General features: G+C 57.6%; 20 protein-coding genes. 8 read left to right on the top strand and 12 right to left on the bottom strand.

Annotated elements, in window-relative coordinates; all coding sequences use genetic code 11:
- Nucleotides 1-9 precede the first annotated feature (9 nt).
- Entirely contained in the window at nt 10-726 is a 717-nt protein-coding gene (locus DUD43_RS05635) for an SDR family oxidoreductase (protein ID WP_153229483.1), read from the bottom strand.
- A gap of 18 nt (nt 727-744) precedes the next feature.
- Complete coding sequence (gene alr, locus DUD43_RS05630) at nt 745-1,875, bottom strand: alanine racemase (protein ID WP_153229482.1); 1,131 nt, start codon at nt 1,873-1,875, stop codon at nt 745-747.
- Nucleotides 1,876-1,945: 70 nt separating this feature from the next.
- On the opposite strand from alr, the gene hpnC reads away from it, so the two are divergent.
- Genes hpnC through hpnE form a run of 3 tightly spaced genes read left to right on the top strand, consistent with a single transcriptional unit; the run spans nt 1,946 to nt 4,959 of the window.
- Nucleotides 1,946-2,806: a squalene synthase HpnC gene (gene hpnC / locus DUD43_RS05625; RefSeq protein ID WP_153229481.1), complete on the top strand. Its 861-nt coding sequence runs from the start codon at nt 1,946-1,948 to the stop codon at nt 2,804-2,806.
- Between the two features lie 6 nt (nt 2,807-2,812).
- Nucleotides 2,813-3,676 (top strand): presqualene diphosphate synthase HpnD, encoded by an 864-nt coding sequence (hpnD, locus tag DUD43_RS05620; RefSeq protein WP_153229480.1) that lies wholly within the window; start codon nt 2,813-2,815, stop codon nt 3,674-3,676.
- Entirely contained in the window at nt 3,673-4,959 is a 1,287-nt protein-coding gene (gene hpnE, locus DUD43_RS05615) for a hydroxysqualene dehydroxylase HpnE (RefSeq protein WP_153229479.1), read from the top strand. Before hpnD ends, hpnE begins: the two co-directional genes overlap by 4 nt.
- Nucleotides 4,960-5,093: 134 nt before the next feature.
- Here the strand turns inward: hpnE and speG are convergent, their stop codons facing one another.
- From speG to alaC, 5 genes are all read right to left on the bottom strand, one after another.
- Nucleotides 5,094-5,651 carry a spermidine N1-acetyltransferase gene (speG, locus tag DUD43_RS05610; RefSeq protein WP_153229478.1) on the bottom strand — a complete coding sequence of 186 codons (558 nt, stop codon included), beginning with the start codon at nt 5,649-5,651 and terminating at the stop codon, nt 5,094-5,096.
- 40 nt (nt 5,652-5,691) lie between these two features.
- Nucleotides 5,692-5,868, bottom strand: coding sequence for a hypothetical protein (locus DUD43_RS05605; RefSeq protein ID WP_153229477.1), 177 nt, complete (start codon nt 5,866-5,868; stop codon nt 5,692-5,694).
- 94 nt (nt 5,869-5,962) lie between these two features.
- A complete protein-coding gene (thrC, locus tag DUD43_RS05600; RefSeq protein ID WP_153229476.1) occupies nt 5,963-7,372 on the bottom strand; it encodes a threonine synthase in 1,410 nt (469 codons plus the stop codon).
- Nucleotides 7,372-8,670: a homoserine dehydrogenase gene (locus DUD43_RS05595; protein WP_153229475.1), complete on the bottom strand. Its 1,299-nt coding sequence runs from the start codon at nt 8,668-8,670 to the stop codon at nt 7,372-7,374. The genes thrC and DUD43_RS05595 overlap by 1 nt, the downstream gene beginning before the upstream one ends.
- Nucleotides 8,667-9,854 carry an alanine transaminase gene (alaC, locus tag DUD43_RS05590; protein ID WP_153229474.1) on the bottom strand — a complete coding sequence of 396 codons (1,188 nt, stop codon included), beginning with the start codon at nt 9,852-9,854 and terminating at the stop codon, nt 8,667-8,669. The genes DUD43_RS05595 and alaC overlap by 4 nt, the downstream gene beginning before the upstream one ends.
- Before the next feature lie 167 nt (nt 9,855-10,021).
- Here alaC and DUD43_RS05585 point away from each other — a divergent pair, with 167 nt between their 5' ends.
- The 5 genes from DUD43_RS05585 (at nt 10,022) to DUD43_RS05565 (ending at nt 14,784) form a co-directional block, all read left to right on the top strand.
- A complete protein-coding gene (locus tag DUD43_RS05585) occupies nt 10,022-10,465 on the top strand; it encodes an Mth938-like domain-containing protein (protein ID WP_153229473.1) in 444 nt (147 codons plus the stop codon).
- A complete protein-coding gene (locus DUD43_RS05580; RefSeq protein WP_153229472.1) occupies nt 10,462-10,929 on the top strand; it encodes a peroxiredoxin in 468 nt (155 codons plus the stop codon). The genes DUD43_RS05585 and DUD43_RS05580 overlap by 4 nt, the downstream gene beginning before the upstream one ends.
- Before the next feature lie 52 nt (nt 10,930-10,981).
- Nucleotides 10,982-12,706: a PhoH family protein gene (locus DUD43_RS05575; RefSeq protein WP_153229471.1), complete on the top strand. Its 1,725-nt coding sequence runs from the start codon at nt 10,982-10,984 to the stop codon at nt 12,704-12,706.
- A 117-nt stretch (nt 12,707-12,823) separates the two neighbouring features.
- Nucleotides 12,824-13,816, top strand: a complete 993-nt coding sequence (gene pdxA / locus DUD43_RS05570; protein WP_153231544.1) for a 4-hydroxythreonine-4-phosphate dehydrogenase PdxA — start codon at nt 12,824-12,826, stop codon at nt 13,814-13,816.
- The gene (locus tag DUD43_RS05565) at nt 13,813-14,784 is read left to right on the top strand and encodes a bile acid:sodium symporter family protein (RefSeq protein ID WP_153229470.1); all 972 of its coding nucleotides are present in this window, start codon (nt 13,813-13,815) and stop codon (nt 14,782-14,784) included. Before pdxA ends, DUD43_RS05565 begins: the two co-directional genes overlap by 4 nt.
- 328 nt (nt 14,785-15,112) lie before the next feature.
- Here the strand turns inward: DUD43_RS05565 and DUD43_RS05560 are convergent, their stop codons facing one another.
- From DUD43_RS05560 to rpsF, 5 genes are all read right to left on the bottom strand, one after another.
- A complete protein-coding gene (locus DUD43_RS05560) occupies nt 15,113-16,483 on the bottom strand; it encodes a replicative DNA helicase (protein ID WP_121738462.1) in 1,371 nt (456 codons plus the stop codon).
- Between the two features lie 274 nt (nt 16,484-16,757).
- Complete coding sequence (rplI, locus tag DUD43_RS05555; protein ID WP_153229469.1) at nt 16,758-17,213, bottom strand: 50S ribosomal protein L9; 456 nt, start codon at nt 17,211-17,213, stop codon at nt 16,758-16,760.
- 18 nt (nt 17,214-17,231) lie between these two features.
- Entirely contained in the window at nt 17,232-17,504 is a 273-nt protein-coding gene (rpsR, locus tag DUD43_RS05550; protein WP_003802444.1) for a 30S ribosomal protein S18, read from the bottom strand.
- 89 nt (nt 17,505-17,593) lie between these two features.
- Nucleotides 17,594-17,911, bottom strand: coding sequence for a primosomal replication protein N (priB, locus tag DUD43_RS05545; RefSeq protein ID WP_153229468.1), 318 nt, complete (start codon nt 17,909-17,911; stop codon nt 17,594-17,596).
- Between the two features lie 13 nt (nt 17,912-17,924).
- Nucleotides 17,925-18,323, bottom strand: a complete 399-nt coding sequence (rpsF, locus tag DUD43_RS05540; protein ID WP_003802446.1) for a 30S ribosomal protein S6 — start codon at nt 18,321-18,323, stop codon at nt 17,925-17,927.
- Nucleotides 18,324-18,339 lie beyond the last annotated feature (16 nt).

Here is an 18,339-nt window from a genome sequence, read left to right as displayed (position 1 = left end):
AGAAATTCCTTAACGTCCGGCCAGGCTGCCGCCGCCATCCACGCCCAGATTCTGGCCGGTGATATAAGCAGCTTCATCGCTTAGCAGGAAGGTCACCGCAGCAGCCACCTCCGCGGCCTGTCCAAAACGTCCCAAAGGAATGGAGGACAGGCTGCGCTGTTCGGCTTCACTGCCAACGGGATGATTGGCACGGAACAATTCGGTTTCGATCGGACCAGGAGAGACCGCATTGACGGTAATGCCGTAAGGAGCCAATTCCAGCGCCCAGGTGCGGGTACAACCCAGCAAGGCACTTTTGGCTGCGGCATAGCTGGTGCGGTCGGAACCGCCGTGCACGACACGACTGCAAATATTGACGATGCGGCCTTCCTTGCGCGCTTTCATCGAGGGGATGAAGGCCTGGGCCACTTGCACCGCCACACGCACATTCAGGTCAAACACCTGATAGAGATTAGCCAGGTCCACCTGACCAATAGGCTCGGGGGCGACCATACCCACATTGTTCACCACCGCATCAACGGGGTATTTTTCGCGGATAACGCGCAGCATTTCCTCGGTCTCGCCTGCATTGCTCAAATCGCAGGAGTACAAATATCCGGGGAAATCAATGCTCTCGGTATGGCGGGCCAGACCCACCACGTGGGCCCCGGCATCGGCCAGCCTTTGGCTGATTGCCCAGCCGATTCCTTTGGTAGCGCCGGTAACGAGTACACATTTATTTTTCATGGCTATGCCTTGTTGGTGTTAATCCTGGATGATGCGCGGTACGCGTGGCGCCACCGCACAAATCAATTCGTAGCCCAGGGTTCCCGCTGCTGCGGCAACTTCATCCACACTGGGCCCGCCTTGACCGAACAACACCGCCTGACTACCTACACCGGCGGCGGGCACCGGGGTCAGGTCTACTGCCAACATGTCCATGGAGACACGACCGAGCAAACGGGTACGTACACCGTTGACGGTAATGGGGGTGCCGGTTCCCGCATGGCGCGGGTAACCATCGGCATAGCCGCAAGCCACCACGCCAATGCGCATGGCCTGCTCGGCAATATAGGTATGGCCGTAACCGATGCCCTCACCCTGCTTGACGCCGCGCACGCTGATCAGTTCAGCGGCCAGGGTCATGCCGGGCTGCAAACCGAAGTCATCGGCGCTGATGTCCGCAAAAGGAGAGCTGCCGTACAAACAGATACCAGGGCGTACCCAGTGATCCGGACCGGAGGGCATGTATGCGCCCAGGTCGGGACTCAGGGTTGCGGCTGAATTGCACACACTGACCGGGCCGGGCAAGCCGTCGGTGATCCGGTTAAAGCAGCGAATCTGCTCCAGCGTGGCGTCGATATTGTCGTCGGCGCGCGCAAAGTGCGTCATGCGACCGACCGTGCCCAGCTTGCCCGCTTTTTGCAGACGCTGGGCGCGCTCGAAAGCAGCGGGGTAATCATCCACGCTGAAACCCAAACGGTTCATGCCGCTATTGAGCTTGACCATGGCATTCAAGGCCACCCCGCCCTTCCACTGCTCCAGCATCTTGAGTTGCTCGTGGCAATGAATGACGGTGGTCAGGCCAAATTCGGCCAGCACATCCAGATCTTCAGGCTGGAAAAAACCTTCCAGCAACATGATGGGGCCGGTCCAACCGGCAGCCCGACAGCGTATGGCTTCTTTCAGGTCCAGCATCGCCATGCCTTCGGCGGCACTGAATGCTCGCACCGCATTTTCGATGTCATGACCGTAAGCATTGGCCTTCATGACGGCCCAGATATGGGGCCGTTTTACGCCGGATGGAGCCGTGGCGTTATTCAGGCTCTGAATAACCATATCGAGATTGTGACGCAGTGACGCAATATGAATGGTGGCCGAGATAGGACGTGGCATGGTTCTCCCCGAAGCAATACGAAAGTCTAAACCAGCCCTAGTGGAAACGAAAGCCGTATACTGGCGGACTATGTCTATCGAGCACTATGAAAACTTCCCTGTCGCCTCTGTGCTGCTACCTCGTCGGCTACGCCGACCGGTCACCGATATTTATCGTTTTGCCCGCAGCGCCGACGACATTGCTGATGAAGGCGATTTAAGCGCTGCCGAGCGCCTGGAACTGCTGGCGCAGTTCGAAACCGGAATAGAACAACTGCAATATCACCAGCCCGTCCTGGCCGATACCCCGCACAGCGAAATTTTTGTCCCTTTGGCCAGCAGCATCAGCAACTTCCAGTTGCCACTCAAGCCTTTTCTGGACCTGCTGTCTGCGTTTCGCCAGGATGTCACCACCCATCGCTATAGCGATATGGCGCAAGTGCTGGATTACTGTACCCGCTCGGCCAACCCGGTTGGCCGTCTGATGCTGCATCTGTATGAAGCCCACAGCCCGGAGCTGGTCGAGATGGCCGACTCCACCTGTGCGGGGCTGCAACTGGTTAATTTCTGGCAGGACGTGGCGCTGGACTGGCACAAGAACCGTGTCTATATCCCGCAAGACCTGCTGGCCCAATATGATCTGGATGATGATTACATCCAGGCCCGTACCCAGTTGCTGCGTCAGCCCGAGGCCGATGCGCGCTGGCAGGAAATGATGCAGTTGCTGGTTACCGATGCCCGTCAACGCCTGCAAGCTGGGCTGCTGCTGTCCAGCTACCTGTCCGGGCGTATCAGCCTGGAACTGAAAATGATGGTCCTGGGCGGCCTGCGTATTCTGGAACGCCTGGAAGCGGTAAAGTTTGATGTCTTCAGCCATCGTCCCACCCTGTCCCGCCTGGACTGGCTACGCCTGATTGCCCGCGGCCTGAGCCGTACCCCTTACCGACCCTGAACGTCCATGAGCCCAGACGAGTATTGTCAGAACAAGGCAGCCCAAAGCGGCTCCAGTTTTTACTACGCCTTTTTGTTTCTGCCGCCTGAACGCCGCCGCGCCATCACGGCGCTGTATGCGTTTTGCCGCGAGGTTGATGACGTGGTGGACGAGGTTCACGAGGAATCGGTTGCCCGCATGAAGCTGGTGTGGTGGCGCACACAAGTGGCTGACCTGTTTGAGGGCCGTGCCCATCACCCGGTGATGCAGGCTCTGGCTCCTCATATTGAGGCGTTCGGCCTGCCACAGGACGAGCTGCTGGCCGTGATTGACGGCATGGAAATGGATCTGGACCAGGTGCGCTACCAAAGCTGGAACGAGCTGGAACGCTACTGTTGGCATGCCGCCAGCGTGGTGGGACTGCTGTCGGCGCGTATTTTTGGCCAAACCCAGGAACAGACCAGCGACTATGCCCAAAAACTGGGGCTGGCCTTTCAGCTGACGAATATCATCCGTGATGTAGGCGATGACGCTCGTCGTGGCCGCATCTACCTGCCTCAGGAAGATCTGGACAAGTTTGGCGTATCGCCACACGAGATTCTGGATCAGCAACACTCGGAGCGCTTCGAGGCCCTGATGGCCTTTCAAACCGAACGTGCCCAGGACTTGTACCGCCAGGCCATGCGCGCCCTGCCTGCTGTTGACCGCAGGGCACAACGCCCCGGCCTGTTGATGGCGGCCATCTACCATGCCCTGCTGGTGGAAATTGCCAATGATCGCTGGCATGTACTGGAACAGCGTATTTCGCTGACGCCCATTCGCAAGTTCTGGCTGGCCTGGAAAACCTGGGTATCGGGCGGCCGCAGCTTGCAACGCAAACTGGGCCGATGAAAGTCGCCGTTATCGGGGCTGGCTGGGCGGGCTGTGCCGCCGCCTGGCGACTGAAGACCCAAGGCCATCAGGCCAGTGTCTTTGAAGCCTCGCGCCATATAGGTGGGCGTGCCCGCCGCATCCACAGCCCCAATCTGGGGCGCGATACCGATAACGGCCAGCACATCATGCTGGGGGCCTACTCCGTCATTTTGGGTTTGATGGGGGAAATCGGACTGGACGAAGCCTCGCGTCTGGAACGCAAGAATCTGGACGTGATCTCGGCCGACGGACATTTTCGCCTGCGTAATCGCGCCCTGCCCGCCCCCTTCCATTTATTGACCGGCCTGCTCGGTGCCCAAGGCCTGAGCTGGTCGCAAAAAATCCAGCTGGCGCGCTTCTGCCACTGGCTGATGAAACAGCAATGGCGTACCCCAGCCGGTCTGACGGTGTTGCAGCTCCTGGAGCAGCACCAGCAAGACAGCCATGTCATCCGTCTGTTCTGGCAACCGCTGTGTGTGGCCGCCATGAACACCCCGATTGAGCAAGCCTGCGCCCAATTGTTTGCCCATGTCCTGCGCGACAGTCTGGGCGGTCCCCGCCAAGCCAGCCAAACCTTGATCCCGCTGACAGACTTAAGCCAGCTCTGGTGCGAATCTGCCCTGCGCGATATTCAGCTACAGCTGGGTCACCGGGTGCAAAGGCTGGAACTGACGGAAGCGGGCGTACAAATTGACGGCCTGCAGTTTGATGCAGCCATTGTGGCTTGTCCGCCCGTACAAGCAGCGCGCCTGCTGCATAGCCTGCCCAGCAGCCCGGCCAGCGAACAACTGCTGGCGGATCTGGAGGCGTTCAGCTATGTCCCTATCGCCACCCTCTATCTGGAACTGGAACAGCCCTGGAATCTGCCCCACTCTATGTTGATGCTGGACGATAGCAGTGGCAGCGGCGGGCAATGGCTGTTTGATCACAGCGCCCTGAAACCGGGCAGCGGCGAAACGCTGGTGGGGATCGTCATCAGCGACGCAGTGCGCCTGCAAGCACTGGATCGCGAGCAAGCCATTGCCGCGATTATCGAGCAGGTACGCAGCCAAACCCGGCACCTGAAAGCCATGCCTGCGGTACGAGCCAGCGAGCTGATTATCGAAAAGCGAGCCACTTTTGCAGCCGTACCCGGCTTGCGTCGTCCTTCAGTAACGACACCGTGGCCAGCCATTCGTGTGGCGGGTGACTGGACGGATACCGGCTACCCCGGTGTGCTGGAAGGCGCTGTGCGCAGCGGCCTGAAAGCGGCACATCTGTAAAGGCCACGACTGAGCAAGCTGGTACACGCTCACCACGCACCCAGACAATCAAACAGAGTCATGCCAAGGAACACGGCCATACACCAGGGCCGCGCTTACCATCCCTTCAGAACAAGGGCTATTACGGCAAAGCATTATTGCGCCAAGGGCGTCAGCAAAGTCTGCGCAGGCTTATGGGCTGCCAGAAACTCCAGCTGAAACAGGCACATACGCACCACATCCCGGTACTGACCATTAATGAAGAACTCGTGCTTGAGCTCGCCTTCGACCTGGAAACCAAACTTCTGATAAATGTGAATGGCCTTGTGGTTTTCCTTATCCACAATCAACACGATCTTGTACAGGTTCAACACCCCAAAACCGTATTCGATAGCCAGTTTGGTCGCCCGCGAGGCAATGCCCTTGCCCTGGAACTCCGGCGCAATAATGATCTGGAACTCCGCCCGGCGGTGCACATAATCAATTTCCACCAGCTCCACCACACCGGAGGGTTGTCCTTCCCACTCCACCACAAAACGGCGTTCGCGCTGATCGTGAATGTGCTCGTCGTACAGAGCCGCCAGCTCGCCATAGGTTTCGTAAGGCTCTTCAAACCAGTAGCGCATCACGCTGGCATTATTGTCCAGCAAGTGCACAAAGCGCAGGTCTTCGCGCTCCAGAGGGCGTAATTTAACGTGAGTTGTTTTACTCATGATTTTTCTATCCTTTCTCTATGTTCGATAGACGAGCCGCCTATCTGCCTATACCAAAGGCCATAGACATCATGCCCGCATATCGTGTGTTTTTGATGAAGACCTGATAGAAAAAGTTCAGTTGGCGGCGGAACCGCAGCCCGGCCAGTCTTGCGGCAAAACCGGCCAAAAACGCAAAAACCCCGATTTCTGCTTTCCTGCCAAGCAAACTGAACATCAGTCAGGCCAGCAGGAATATCGAAATCGGGGTTTGAAACGACTACCTGGCCGCTATGGCTGCGCCAGCACAAGGCCAGCGCAGGCAGCAGGCATCAGGTTGGGGCGTGTTCCTCGATGTAGCGACGTACTTGAGCCACATCCGAATCCATCACCACCACTTTCTGTGGCAAGTCTGCCAGACCGGCCAAGTGTGCAGGCACCGGAGCGGGCTGACCAATTGCTTCTTCGATGGTCTCGGAGAACTTGGCAGGCAGCGCAGTTTCCAGCACCAGCATGGGGATGCCTTCTTCGCGGAAGTTCTGAGCCACCTTGACGGCGTCTGCCGTGTGCGGGTCGATCAGAGTCTGGTACTGCTGGTTCACCTGGGCAATCGTGTTCAGACGATCCTGGTGCGAGCTGGCACCGGCCACAAAGCCGAACTCTTCCTGGAAGCGTGGCAGATGCTCGCTCAGGTCGAACTGGCCTTCCTTGCTCAACTGTTCCCACAATGCCTTGACCTTGCTGCCATCACGGCCCAGCAGATCAAACACAAAGCGCTCAAAGTTGGAGGCGCGGGAAATGTCCATGGACGGGCTGGACGTGGCGTAAGTTTGCTCGGAACCACGGGGACGATAAATACCCGTGCGGAAGAACTCTTCCAGCACGTTGTTTTCGTTGGTGGCCAGAACCAGCTTGGCGATAGGCAGACCCATCTGACGAGCAATGTGACCCGACAGAATATTGCCGAAGTTACCCGAAGGAACGGCAAACGAGACCTTTTGACCCGCCTGGTTCGTGCTGCGCAACCAGCCCCAGAAGTAGTACACCACCTGAGCGGAAATGCGTGCCCAGTTAATGGAGTTCACGGCACCCAGATGCCATTTGGACTTGAATTCCAGATCGCCTGCCAAAGCCTTGACGATATCCTGGCAATCATCGAACACACCCTTGACCGACAGGTTGTGGATGTTTTCGTCTTGCAAGGAGTACATCTGGGCGCGCTGGAAAGCGCTCATGCGGCCGTAGGGCGAGAGCATGAACACGCTGACGCCACGCTTGCCGCGCAAGGCGTATTCAGCCGCCGAACCTGTGTCGCCGGAAGTGGCGCCCACAATGTTCAGGGTGCTGTTGCGCTGTGTCAGCACGTATTCAAACACCTGGCCCAGAAACTGCATGGCCATGTCTTTAAAAGCCAGGGTTGGACCTTGGGACAAGCCCAGCAAGGAGAAACCGGGTTCCAGTTCCTTGACCGGTACCACCTGCTCGCTGTCGAACACGCCGGGTGCGTAAGCACGTGCCGTCAAGGCGGACAGTTCATCAGCCGGAATATCGGTGACAAACAGGCCCAGCACTTTGGCGGCCAGTTCGGGGTAGCTCAGGGCGCGCCAGGACTCCAGCATTTCTGCACTGACCTGGGGGTAGCTTTCTGGCATGGCCAGGCCGCCATCCGGAGCCAAGCCTTCCAGCAAGATGTCCGAGAATGGCTGGGCCTTCATGCCGCCACGAGTGGATACGTAATTCATTACAGGTTCTCCACGCGCAAACGGGTCACGGCAGACTGTACAAAAGGCAGATTCTGAATCTGGCTGATCGCGCCATTGATGGCACCTTCACGCGCTTCGTGCGTCAGGAAGATGATATCGGCCTGTTCGCCAGCCGGCTCCTGGAACATGGAACCGATCGAGATCGAGGCTTGAGCCAGAATGCGGGCCACATCAGCCAGAACACCAGGACGGTCGTCCACACGCAAGCGCAGGTAGTACGAGGACACCACTTCATCCATAGGCAGGATGGGGGTATCGGACATGGCGTTGTGCTGGAAAGCCAGATAAGGCACGCGGTGTTCAGGTTCTGCGGTTTGCAAACGAGTCACGTCCACCAGATCGGCCACCACCGCCGAGGCGGTTGGCATGGCACCGGCACCGGCGCCGTAGTACACGGTCTGGCCCACGGCGTCGCCATGTACCAGCACCGCGTTCATGGCACCTTGCACATTGGCCAGCATGCTTTGCAGCGGGACCAGTGTGGGGTGTACGCGCAGCTCAATACCTTCTTCACGAGCACGGGTAATACCCAGCAGCTTGATGTTGTAGCCCAGACGTTGTGCGTGTTGCAGGTCTTCCAGTGCCAGGCTGGTAATGCCTTCCACGTGAGCCTTGCTGAACTGCACAGGAATACCGAAGGCCAGGGAGGCCAGCAGGCTCAGCTTGTGCGCAGCGTCCACACCTTCAATATCGAAAGTAGGATCGGCTTCGGCGTAACCCAGTCGCTGGGCATCGGCCAGGGCTTCAGCAAAGCTGACGCCACGGTTGCGCATTTCGGACAGGATGTAGTTGGTGGTGCCGTTGATAATGCCGGCCAGCCACTGAATACGGTTGGCCGTCAGGCCTTCGCGAATTGCCTTGATGATAGGAATACCACCGGCCACAGCGGCTTCAAATGCCACCATGACGCTACGCTCGTGAGCAGCGGCAAAAATCTTGTTGCCATGCTTGGCCAGCAGTGCCTTGTTGGCGGTGACCACGTGCTTGCCCTGGGCAATGGCTTCCATGACCCACTCGCGTGCCAGGGTGTCGCCACCCACCAGCTCGACCACAATATCAATATCAGGGTTACGCACCACGTCCATGCCGTCTGTGGTCAGGGTGACTTCGTCCCCAACCAGCGCGCGTGCCTTTTCCAGGTCACGCACAGCAATAGCGACCACCTCAATACGGCGACCGGCGCGGCGAGCGATTTCATCTGCATTGCGTTTCAATACGTTCCAGGTGCCGCTGCCAACCACACCCAAACCCAGCAAACCTACTTTGATAGGACTCATTGAACAAATCCGTCCTTACGGAACATTTCTTTGATGCCGCGTACCGCCTGACGGGTACGTTGCTCGTTTTCGATCAGCGCAAAGCGCACATAGTTGTCGCCATACTCACCAAAGCCGATGCCGGGGGATACGGCTACTTTGGCATCGCTCAGTAAGCGCTTGGCAAACTCCAGCGAACCGATGTCCTTGTAGAACTCGGGAATCTTGGCCCAGATATACATTGATGCCTTGGGGACATCGACCATCCAGCCTGCTTCATGCAGGCCCTTGGCCAGTACGTCGCGACGGCGGCGGTACTGCTCCACCACCTCGTTGACACAATCTTGTGGCCCTTCCAGCGCCGCAATGGCGGCCACCTGAATCGGTGTGAAGGTGCCGTAGTCGTGATAGCTCTTGATACGTGCCAGGGCATTGACCAAGGACTCGTTCCCCACCATGAAGCCAATACGCCAGCCGGCCATATTGTAGCTTTTGCTCATGGTAAAAAACTCGACCGCTACATCGCGCGCGCCTTCCACCTGCATGATGGAGGGGGCCACGTAGCCGTCAAAGGTAATGTCGGCATAGGCCAGATCATGTACCACCAGAATATTGTGCTCGCGTGCCAGCGCCACAATACGCTCAAAAAAGGACAGCTCCACGCACTGGGCCGTCGGATTGCTGGGGAAACCCAGAATCATCATTTTGGGCTTGGGAATGGACTCCCGCACGGCTTTTTCGATTTCCTCGAAAAAGTCCACGCCAGGGACCATGGGCACCGAACGGATATTCGCGCCGGCAATGACGGCACCATAAATATGAATGGGGTAGCTGGGGTTGGGCACCAGCACGGTGTCGCCCTTGTCCAGGGTTGCCAGCATCAAGTGGGCCAGACCTTCTTTGGAACCGATGGTAACGATCGCTTCACTATCAGGATCCAAGTGCACATTGTAGCGGCGCTCGTACCAATTGGTCACGGCCCGGCGCAGACGCGGGATACCTTTGGAGACAGAATATCCATGAGTGTCCGGGCGGGTGGCCGCCTCGACCAGCTTTTCCACGATGTGCGCCGGTGTCGCTCCGTCCGGGTTCCCCATGGACATATCGATAATGTCCTCGCCACGACGGCGGGCGGCCATTTTCAGCTCGCCAGTAATGTTGAACACGTAAGGCGGCAAACGCTCGATGCGCGGAAAGCGAATCATGACATTCCTTGATAAGAAAAAGCGAAGACCCAGACCAAAAGGTGCGAAGTAAATCAAAGAGTTTAATCCATGATTGACTTACTGAGAATCACTGCAAACAGATCAGGTGCCGCATCGTCACTGGCGCTTTGCGCTATCATCGAAGCTGAAAACCGGAGAGACTCATCGTGCAACTGCAACGCGAACACAATCCAGCCTTAAATGCCATCACCGCTTACGGTGAAGACTATGTGGCGATCAACTTTCAAAACCACGATCATTCCATCTTCTTCAGTCCCGAAGGTCCGGTTCAGGACCTGGCCATTCAAAGCGCTTCCGAGCTGACAGCCGTGCTGCTGCGCCGGATTGCCGGACTGGAATCGGTCAAGCAAGATCCCATGGCCTTTCTGGACGACGCCCCACCGGCGCGCCCTGACAATGCCCCCGAATTGATTTTGATTGGTACTGGCCAGCGCCAGCACTTTTTGCACCCCGCTGTCACGCAGGAAATGCTGCAGTGGGGCATAGGTGTGGAAATCATGGATACCCAGGCCGCCGCCAGAACCTACAATATCCTCATGTCCGAAGGCCGCAGAGTCGTCGCCGCCTTACTCATACAGGAAAAAGCATGACAGCCCTACAAATTGGTGCCCCCATCCCCGACTTTTCCGTGCCCTCCACCCAGGGCGAGTTCAGCGCCGCTGACCTGAAAGGAAAAATGACAGTGTTGTACTTTTACCCCAAAGACAACACGCCGGGCTGCACCACCGAGTCCCAGAATTTCCGCGACGTCCTGCCTGAATTCCAGGCCGCAGGCGCGCAAATCATTGGCGTTTCGCGCGACTCGCTGGGTTCGCACGAACGTTTTATCGACAAGCAAGCCCTGACTTTCCCTTTGCTTGCCGACACCGAAGAGCGCTTGTGCGAACTGTTTGGGGTCATGAAAATGAAAAACATGTACGGTAAACAGGTACGTGGCATCGAGCGCAGCACCTTTTTGATCGACGCCCAAGGTGTGTTGATTCAAGAATGGCGTGGCATCAAAGTGCCCGGCCACGTTCAAGCTGTATTACAGGCTGTCCAGCAAGCAGCCTGAAACCTTACCGTGCCGGCCAGCAGGTCGGCACACAACCAGGAGTACGTGTTATATGCCGCTACCAACGTTGCCCACCAAGCTGGGAACCCTGCTTAGCGAAAAAGATGACAGTGTCATCCTTGCCGATCCACCCGTACCACTAGACGAACCCGAGACTCCCCCCGCCAGCCCCAAAGCCGCCCCCAGCAAAGCGGCTGCTACGCCACGCTCCAAAAAGCCTGCGCCCGTCAAAACGGCGCCCGCGGCCCCCGCAGCAGCGCCTGCGCCCGCCAGTGTGGCCAAAGCAGCTCCCAGCAAAAGCGCTGCCGCCAGCCCTGCCCAGGCTCCCAAGCCTGTCGCCAGCGCAGCCAGCAAACGCACCCGTCTGGCCCCCACCCAGCGCAAATTGTTTGTGCTGGATACCAACGTCTTGCTGCACGACTCCAATTCGCTGTTCAAGTTTGAAGAGCACGACATCTTCCTGCCCATGATGGTGCTCGAAGAGCTGGATCACCAGAAAAAGGGCCTGTCTGAAGTGGCTCGCAATGCGCGTCAGGTCAGCCGCTCTCTGGAAGGTCTGGTGGGCGATCATGGTCTGGACAAGCCCATCAATCTGGATGGCATCGGCAATACCGAAGCGCGTGGCGCCGTCACCTTCCAGACCAGCGCTCTGGATACCACCCTGCCTATCCAGCTGCCGTTGGGCAAGGCGGACAATGCCATTCTGGCCGTGGTCAATGCCCTGACCCAGAGCATGCCCAAACGCGAAGTGGTGCTGGTGTCCAAAGACATCAATATGCGCCTGAAGGCCAAGGCACTGGGCCTGCTGGCCGAAGACTACCGCCACGATCACGTTCTGGATGACTCCGACCTGCTGTATGACGGTGTCATGCCCTTGCCGGACAATTTCTGGACCAAGCACGGCAAGAACATGGAATCCTGGCAACAGGGTGGCACCACCTTCTACCGCATCAGCGGGCCGCTGTGTAGCCAGTTCATGGTCAACCAGTTCGTGTTTACCGAAGGCGACGACCCCTTGTATGCCCAGGTACGCGAAACAGCCGGCAATACCGCGGTACTGGCCACCTTGCGCGACTACAGTCACGGCAAGAACAACGTCTGGGGCATTACTGCTCGCAACCGCGAACAGAACTTTGCCCTGAACCTGTTGATGAACCCGGATTTTGATTTCGTCTCCCTGCTGGGCCATGCCGGTACGGGTAAGACGCTGCTGGCCCTGGCCAGTGCGCTGACCCAAACCCTGGAGACCAAGCGCTACAACGAGATCATCATCACCCGGGCCACCGTGCCGGTGGGGGATGACATTGGCTTCCTGCCCGGTACCGAGGAAGAGAAAATGCAGCCCTGGATGGGTGCGCTGGAAGACAACCTGGAAGTCCTGCATCTGGGCACCGGCAAGTCCTCCAACAACCTGAACAATCCGCAAGGCACCGAGGCTCCACGCAACTCCACCATGGAACTGGTGCGCTCCAAGATCAAGGTCAAATCCCTGAGCTTCATGCGGGGTCGTACCTTCATGAACAAGTTCCTGATCATCGACGAGGCCCAGAACCTGACGCCCAAGCAGATGAAAACACTGGTGACGCGCGCCGGTCCAGGAACTAAAATTGTCTGCTTGGGCAATATTGCCCAGATCGACACGCCCTACCTGACCGAGGGCAGTTCGGGGCTGACCTACGTGGTAGACCGATTCAAAGGCTGGCCGCATGCAGGCCACATTACCTTGCAACGTGGTGAGCGCTCCCGTCTGGCCGATTACGCCAGCGACGCACTCTAAACCGAATCTCTACTCACTCAAACCGGGTCCTGGACCCGGTTTTTTTTTACCGCCAGGCTGCATCAAGGCAGGTAAGCACAGCAAGGACGCAGCGTGGGGGATTTTTTAATGACTGCTATGAAACGTACCGCACAGCCCATCGGGCTGACCATGGGCGATGCCGCTGGCATAGGCCCGGAAATTATTGCCCGCCTGATTGTTGAAGGCTTGCCCCACCCCGCCGTGGTTTATGGCGATGCGGGCGCGATGCGCCGTGCCCTGACGCTGATTGGTGCCGCTCAAGACTGGCACGTCGAAGAAGTGGAGCAGCCCGTTTGCACGCCCAAGGGGGTGATTGCGGTACTGAATCGCTGGCAAGCCCTGCCTGAAGACCTGCCCTATGGCGAGGTTCACGCCCTGGCCGGACGCGGTGCCTACGAGTACCTGTGCCACGCCATTGATGATGCCCAGGCTGGCCTGATCCGTGCCATCGTCACCGCCCCGCTGAACAAGCTGGCCATGCAAAAAGGCGGTATTGATGCCCCCGGCCATACCGAGATTCTGGCCGAGCGCAGCCACACCGAGCACTACGCCATGATGCTGGCCAACGAGCATTTGCGCTCCATTCTGGTCACCATTCACGAACCGCTGGCCCGTGTCCCCTCCCTGATTAGCAAAGAACGCGTCTTGCAGACCATACGGCTGGCACAGCTGGCCTGCACCCAGGCCGGAATCGCCAAACCCCGCGTGGCGGTGGCCGGTCTGAACCCCCATGCTGGTGAAGGCGGCAAGTTTGGCCTGGAAGACATAGAGCAGATCACCCCGGCTATTGAACAAGCCTGCGCTGAAGGCATACAAGCCAGCGGCCCCTGGCCCGGCGATACGATTTTCATGCGGGCTCGTCAGGGGGAGTTTGATATTGTGGTAGCCCAATACCATGACCAGGGCCTGATTCCCATCAAGCTGCTGGGTCTGGACGAAGGCGTGAACGTGACGGTGGGCCTGCCCTTTATTCGCACCAGTGTGGACCACGGCACGGCGTACGACATTGCCGGACAGGGCAAGGCTGATGCCTCCTCTCTGGGCTATGCCTACCGTATGGCTCTTTCCATGAGCGCTCACCAAGCATGATCAAGCGTTTGCCGATTGACCCGTTTTTGCTGAAGCTGTTTGCCACTGTTGCTCTTGCCAGTCTGCTGCCCGCCCAAGGTTGGGGCGTGCCGCTGTTTCAACACATCACGCAGATTGCCATTGCCCTGCTATTCTTTCTTCATGGTGCCCGCCTGTCACGCGAGGCCATCTGGGGCGGCTTGTCCCACTGGCGTTTGCACCTGCTGATTCTGTCCGTCACCTTCCTGCTCTTCCCTGTTCTGGGCAGTGGCGTGGCCGCCGTGCTGCGCCCCTGGTTAACCGACAATCTGTATCTGGGCATTCTGTTTCTGGCTTGCCTGCCCAGCACCGTGCAGTCTGCGGTGGCGCTGACCGCAATGGCACGGGGGAATGTGCCGGTGTCGATTTGCAGCGCCTCTGCCTCCACCTTGCTGGGCGTGTTCATCACTCCCCTGCTGGTCGGCATCATGCTGGCGGGTGCGACCAGTGCCCAGGCCACGGTGTCGCTGGAAGCCGTGGGGAAAATCATGCTGCAACTGTTTTTCCCCTTTGTCTTCGGACATCTGCTGCGCCCTTTGATCGGGGCCTGGGTGATGAAGCGCCAGCAACTGCTGAAAGTCGTGGATCAGGGATCGATTCTGCTGGTGGTGTATACGGCCTTTTCAGGCGCAGTGGTGGGTGGTCTATGGTCCTCCACCCCACTCAGTGCCTTGGGGCTGATTGTGCTGTCCAACGCCGTTCTGCTGACCCTGGCGCAAGTGCTGGCCTGGAACCTGGGGCGCTGGCTGGGCTTTTCCTTTGAGGACCGTGTCAGTCTGCTGATGTGCGGCTCCAATAAAAGCCTGAGCAGCGGCATCCCGATTGCCAACGTGATTTTCCCCAGCGCCATGGTGGGGCCCATCATCTTGCCGATCATGCTGTTTCACCAATGGCAGCTACTGGTGTGCGCGTGGCTGGCCAAGCGACTGGCTGCCCGCAGCGGGGGCTGAAAGGAGCGAGGGCTGAAAGGACGGGGGCGCTCTCTACACTGCTTCTTGGGCTACTTACTTGCCCAAGAGTAGTTAGCTTCAAACTCGGGTTGATATCCCTCTTCCAGGCTACGAACCTCCAAACTTTAATCCGTCTTTCATAGCCTCAAGAAGACCAGCTCCCAGGCCGATTGCCTGTTGCAACTCAACAGATCAACCTGTTCCTTCATATGCCTCAGCAACACGAAATAAAGGGGAGGCATACCAATGTATGCCTCCCCTTTTGTTCTTCACCCTGCTGTCCGTCATGCGCGTATGAACACACACATGAACACAGACCTTTAGCCTATTACGTGGGCATGTAATCCAGAAAGCGCGTACTGGCACCGGCAAAGGTCAAGCGAACCGAACCGATAGGACCGTTACGCTGCTTACCAATAATGATTTCAGCCGTGCCCTTGTCCGGTGAGTCAGGGTTGTAGACCTCGTCACGGTAAATAAACAAGATCAAGTCAGCATCCTGCTCAATAGCGCCCGATTCCCGCAAGTCACTCATCACAGGACGTTTGTTGGGTCGTTGTTCCAGGCTGCGGTTCAGCTGCGACAAGGCAATCAAGGGGCAGTTCAGCTCTTTGGCCAGACCCTTCAAGGAACGACTGATTTCAGAAATTTCCGTTGCCCGGTTTTCGCCACCGCTTGAAGACATCAGCTGCAAGTAGTCGATGATGATCAAGCCAAGCTGGCCGCACTGCCGTGCCAGTCGTCGAGCCCGTGCACGCACTTCCATAGAAGACAGGCCGGGCGTTTCATCAATGTAAATCTGGGCTTCCTGCACCTGCTGCACGGCATGCGTCAGGCGCGGCCAATCGTCGGCAGTCAGCTTGCCGGTACGCATGCGGTGCTGGTCCAGCAAACCAACCGAACCCACCATACGCATGGCCAGCTGCACCGCGCCCATTTCCATGGAAAACACGGCAACGGGCAAGCCCTGTGCAATAGCCACGTGTTCGCCAATATTCATGGAGAACGAGGTTTTACCCATGGAAGGACGCCCCGCCACAATCACCAGGTCACCGGCTTGCAAACCCGAGGTCATCTTGTCCAGATCCGCAAAGCCCGTCGGCACCCCGGTAACTTCCGAATCACCTTCACGGTGGTAGAGCTCGTCAATACGTTCCACCACCTGGCTCAGCAAGGGCTGAATTTCCAGAAAGCCCTGCGAGCCTCGCGCTCCTTCCTGGGCGATCTGGAACACGCGGGTTTCCGCTTCGTCCAGAATCTGGCGGGCTTCCTTGCCCTGCGGGTTGAAGGCTGCCGAGGAAATGTCATCGGCAACGGTTACCAGCTTGCGCAGCGTGGAGCGCTCGCGCACGATCTCGGCGTAGCGACGAATGTTGGCCGCCGAGGGCGTGTTGTGAGCCAGCGCATTCAGATACGCCAGGCCGCCCACCTCTTCCTGCTTGCCCGCCACCGACAGGGACTCAAACACCGTGACCACGTCGGCAGGACGGGCCAGACCAATCAAGCGGGTAATGTGTTGCCAGATCAGCTTGTGATCAAAACGATAAAAATCCTCGTCGGTGACAATATCGGCCACACGGTCAAACGCGGCATTATCGAGCAACAAGCCACCGAGCACCGACTGCTCCGCCTCAATGGAATGAGGTGGGACCCTAAGGTAATCCAGCGTTGAATCGGATTTGGCTGACTTGCTTTCCATGCATATACCTTCAAATCAAGGAAAAAAATCGACGCCGCAGCCAACAGAGTATGTTGTGCGGGCTTGAACAGTCTGTGTATCTGGGGTCAGAACAGTCAGGCTCAACAGGGTGTTGGGCTGACAGGACCGAATGCGGCAGCACAGTCACGCCGCAGGCGTGCTGGCTCTCTTCAAACAGAATGAAGAGAAAACAAAAAAGCCGGCTTGCACCGGCTTTTTTGAGCTTGGCAGATACACTCCATGAAAGAATGTACCATGCGTCAACGCGCTAGTCTTAGGCTACGTCGCCTTGAACCACAACGCTGATTTCAGCGATCACGTCAGGGTGCAGAACAACCTGAACGGGGTACTCGCCGATAGCTTTCAGGTGACCGTCTGGCAGACGAACCTGAGTCTTGACCAGGTCGGCAAAGCCAGCATTTTGCAATGCAGCAGCGATGTCCATGGTGGTCACGGAGCCGAACAAACGACCGTCCACGCCGGCTTTTTGAACCAGGGTGAAAGTTTGGCCGTTCAGCTTTTCGTTCTGAGCCTGAGCAGCGGCCAGCTTTTCAGCTTGCAGCTTTTCCAGTTCGGCACGACGTGCTTCGAACTCTTGCAGAGCAGCAGCCGTAGCACGGCGGGCAACTTTGCGTGGCAGCAGGAAATTACGGGCGTAACCATCACGTACGCGCACAACGTCACCCAGATTACCCAGGTTGGCGACTTTTTCGAGCAAAATAACTTGCATGACTAAGGTTCCTCTGGATTATTTGTGGTTGTCGGTGTACGGCAACAGAGCCAGGAAACGAGCGCGCTTGACAGCGGTGTCCAGCTGACGCTGGTAGTGAGCTTTGGTGCCCGTCAAACGTGCAGGGATGATCTTGCCATTTTCCTGGATGAAATCACGCAGGGTGTCCAGATCTTTGTAATCAATTTCTTCAACGCCAGCGACGGTGAAGCGGCAGAATTTGCGGCGCTTGAACAGTGGGTTCTGTTGTGCAAATTTGCGTTTTTTGTCTTTGCCTCTACGGAAAGCCATTTTGTGCCTCGTTAGTAACCGGGCTATACCCGGAAGAATTCAGTGTGAAGCGAGGTGTTGAACACTTCGCGACGATCGAGCCAGACCAGTCAAACCGTAACAGAGCCTTGTCCCGGAAAGTGACGCTGATAGTGCTGTACATGCAGCACCAGTCGCGTCGAGCCTTTACGGGCGGGGGCAATAAAACCTTGTAGCTGCAAACGGGCTCCCAAAGGAGTGTCTGCCAGACCCAATGCATTATTTCCCAGAGCCACTACCTGCATCGTCAAGACGATTTGCCGGGAGTGACCGGCTTCCATTACGGAAGATTCGTGTTCCAGGACCAATTCCAGAGCTGGGACACCCGCCGGCGTATAACGCAAAGGCTTGATGTCGATAAGCTGACCGGCAAGAGAGAACTGGTTCACGCAGTCGGAGCTATTACTCTTCAGCTTGAGCTTCAGCGTCAGCAGCTGCAGGAGCGCTGGCTTCAGTACTTGCTTTACGTGCTTCTTCGCGTTCGACGGACTTCATCATGACCGAAGCGCCTTCAGGGGCTTTCTTCGTGCCAGCGACGAGGTAACGCAAGATAGCGTCGTTGTAGCGGAAGGAATGCTCCAGTTCGTCCAGAGTGGACTGACCGCATTCGATGTTCAGGCACACGTAGTGAGCCTTGACCAGTTTCTGGATTGGGTAAGCCAGTTGACGGCGGCCCCAGTCTTCCAGACGATGAATAGCACCGCCTTCGGAAGTAACAATCGCCGAATAGCGCTCGATCATGGCGGGCACTTGCTCGCTTTGATCGGGATGCACAATGAACACTACTTCGTAGTGACGCATGGAACAACTCCTTGTG

Origin of the sequence: Alcaligenes faecalis, from assembly GCF_009497775.1 — a bacterium.
Taxonomy (GTDB): Bacteria; Pseudomonadota; Gammaproteobacteria; order Burkholderiales; family Burkholderiaceae_B; genus Alcaligenes; species Alcaligenes faecalis_D.
This window is presented reverse-complemented; position numbering and strand designations above follow the sequence as displayed.

Coding starts and splice junctions, on each gene's coding strand:
- DUD43_RS05565 (WP_153229470.1), top strand. CDS start 13,813: ATGATCAAGCGTTTGCCGATTGACCCGTTTTTGCTGAAGCTGTTTGCC.
- DUD43_RS05595 (WP_153229475.1), bottom strand. CDS start 8,670: ATGAGTCCTATCAAAGTAGGTTTGCTGGGTTTGGGTGTGGTTGGCAGC.
- hpnC (WP_153229481.1), top strand. CDS start 1,946: ATGTCTATCGAGCACTATGAAAACTTCCCTGTCGCCTCTGTGCTGCTA.
- DUD43_RS05575 (WP_153229471.1), top strand. CDS start 10,982: ATGCCGCTACCAACGTTGCCCACCAAGCTGGGAACCCTGCTTAGCGAA.
- rpsR (WP_003802444.1), bottom strand. CDS start 17,504: ATGGCTTTCCGTAGAGGCAAAGACAAAAAACGCAAATTTGCACAACAG.
- alr (WP_153229482.1), bottom strand. CDS start 1,875: ATGCCACGTCCTATCTCGGCCACCATTCATATTGCGTCACTGCGTCAC.
- DUD43_RS05635 (WP_153229483.1), bottom strand. CDS start 726: ATGAAAAATAAATGTGTACTCGTTACCGGCGCTACCAAAGGAATCGGC.
- hpnD (WP_153229480.1), top strand. CDS start 2,813: ATGAGCCCAGACGAGTATTGTCAGAACAAGGCAGCCCAAAGCGGCTCC.
- rpsF (WP_003802446.1), bottom strand. CDS start 18,323: ATGCGTCACTACGAAGTAGTGTTCATTGTGCATCCCGATCAAAGCGAG.
- rplI (WP_153229469.1), bottom strand. CDS start 17,213: ATGCAAGTTATTTTGCTCGAAAAAGTCGCCAACCTGGGTAATCTGGGT.
- pdxA (WP_153231544.1), top strand. CDS start 12,824: ATGAAACGTACCGCACAGCCCATCGGGCTGACCATGGGCGATGCCGCT.
- DUD43_RS05605 (WP_153229477.1), bottom strand. CDS start 5,868: ATGTTCAGTTTGCTTGGCAGGAAAGCAGAAATCGGGGTTTTTGCGTTT.
- alaC (WP_153229474.1), bottom strand. CDS start 9,854: ATGATTCGCTTTCCGCGCATCGAGCGTTTGCCGCCTTACGTGTTCAAC.
- speG (WP_153229478.1), bottom strand. CDS start 5,651: ATGAGTAAAACAACTCACGTTAAATTACGCCCTCTGGAGCGCGAAGAC.
- thrC (WP_153229476.1), bottom strand. CDS start 7,372: ATGAATTACGTATCCACTCGTGGCGGCATGAAGGCCCAGCCATTCTCG.
- DUD43_RS05580 (WP_153229472.1), top strand. CDS start 10,462: ATGACAGCCCTACAAATTGGTGCCCCCATCCCCGACTTTTCCGTGCCC.
- hpnE (WP_153229479.1), top strand. CDS start 3,673: ATGAAAGTCGCCGTTATCGGGGCTGGCTGGGCGGGCTGTGCCGCCGCC.
- DUD43_RS05560 (WP_121738462.1), bottom strand. CDS start 16,483: ATGGAAAGCAAGTCAGCCAAATCCGATTCAACGCTGGATTACCTTAGG.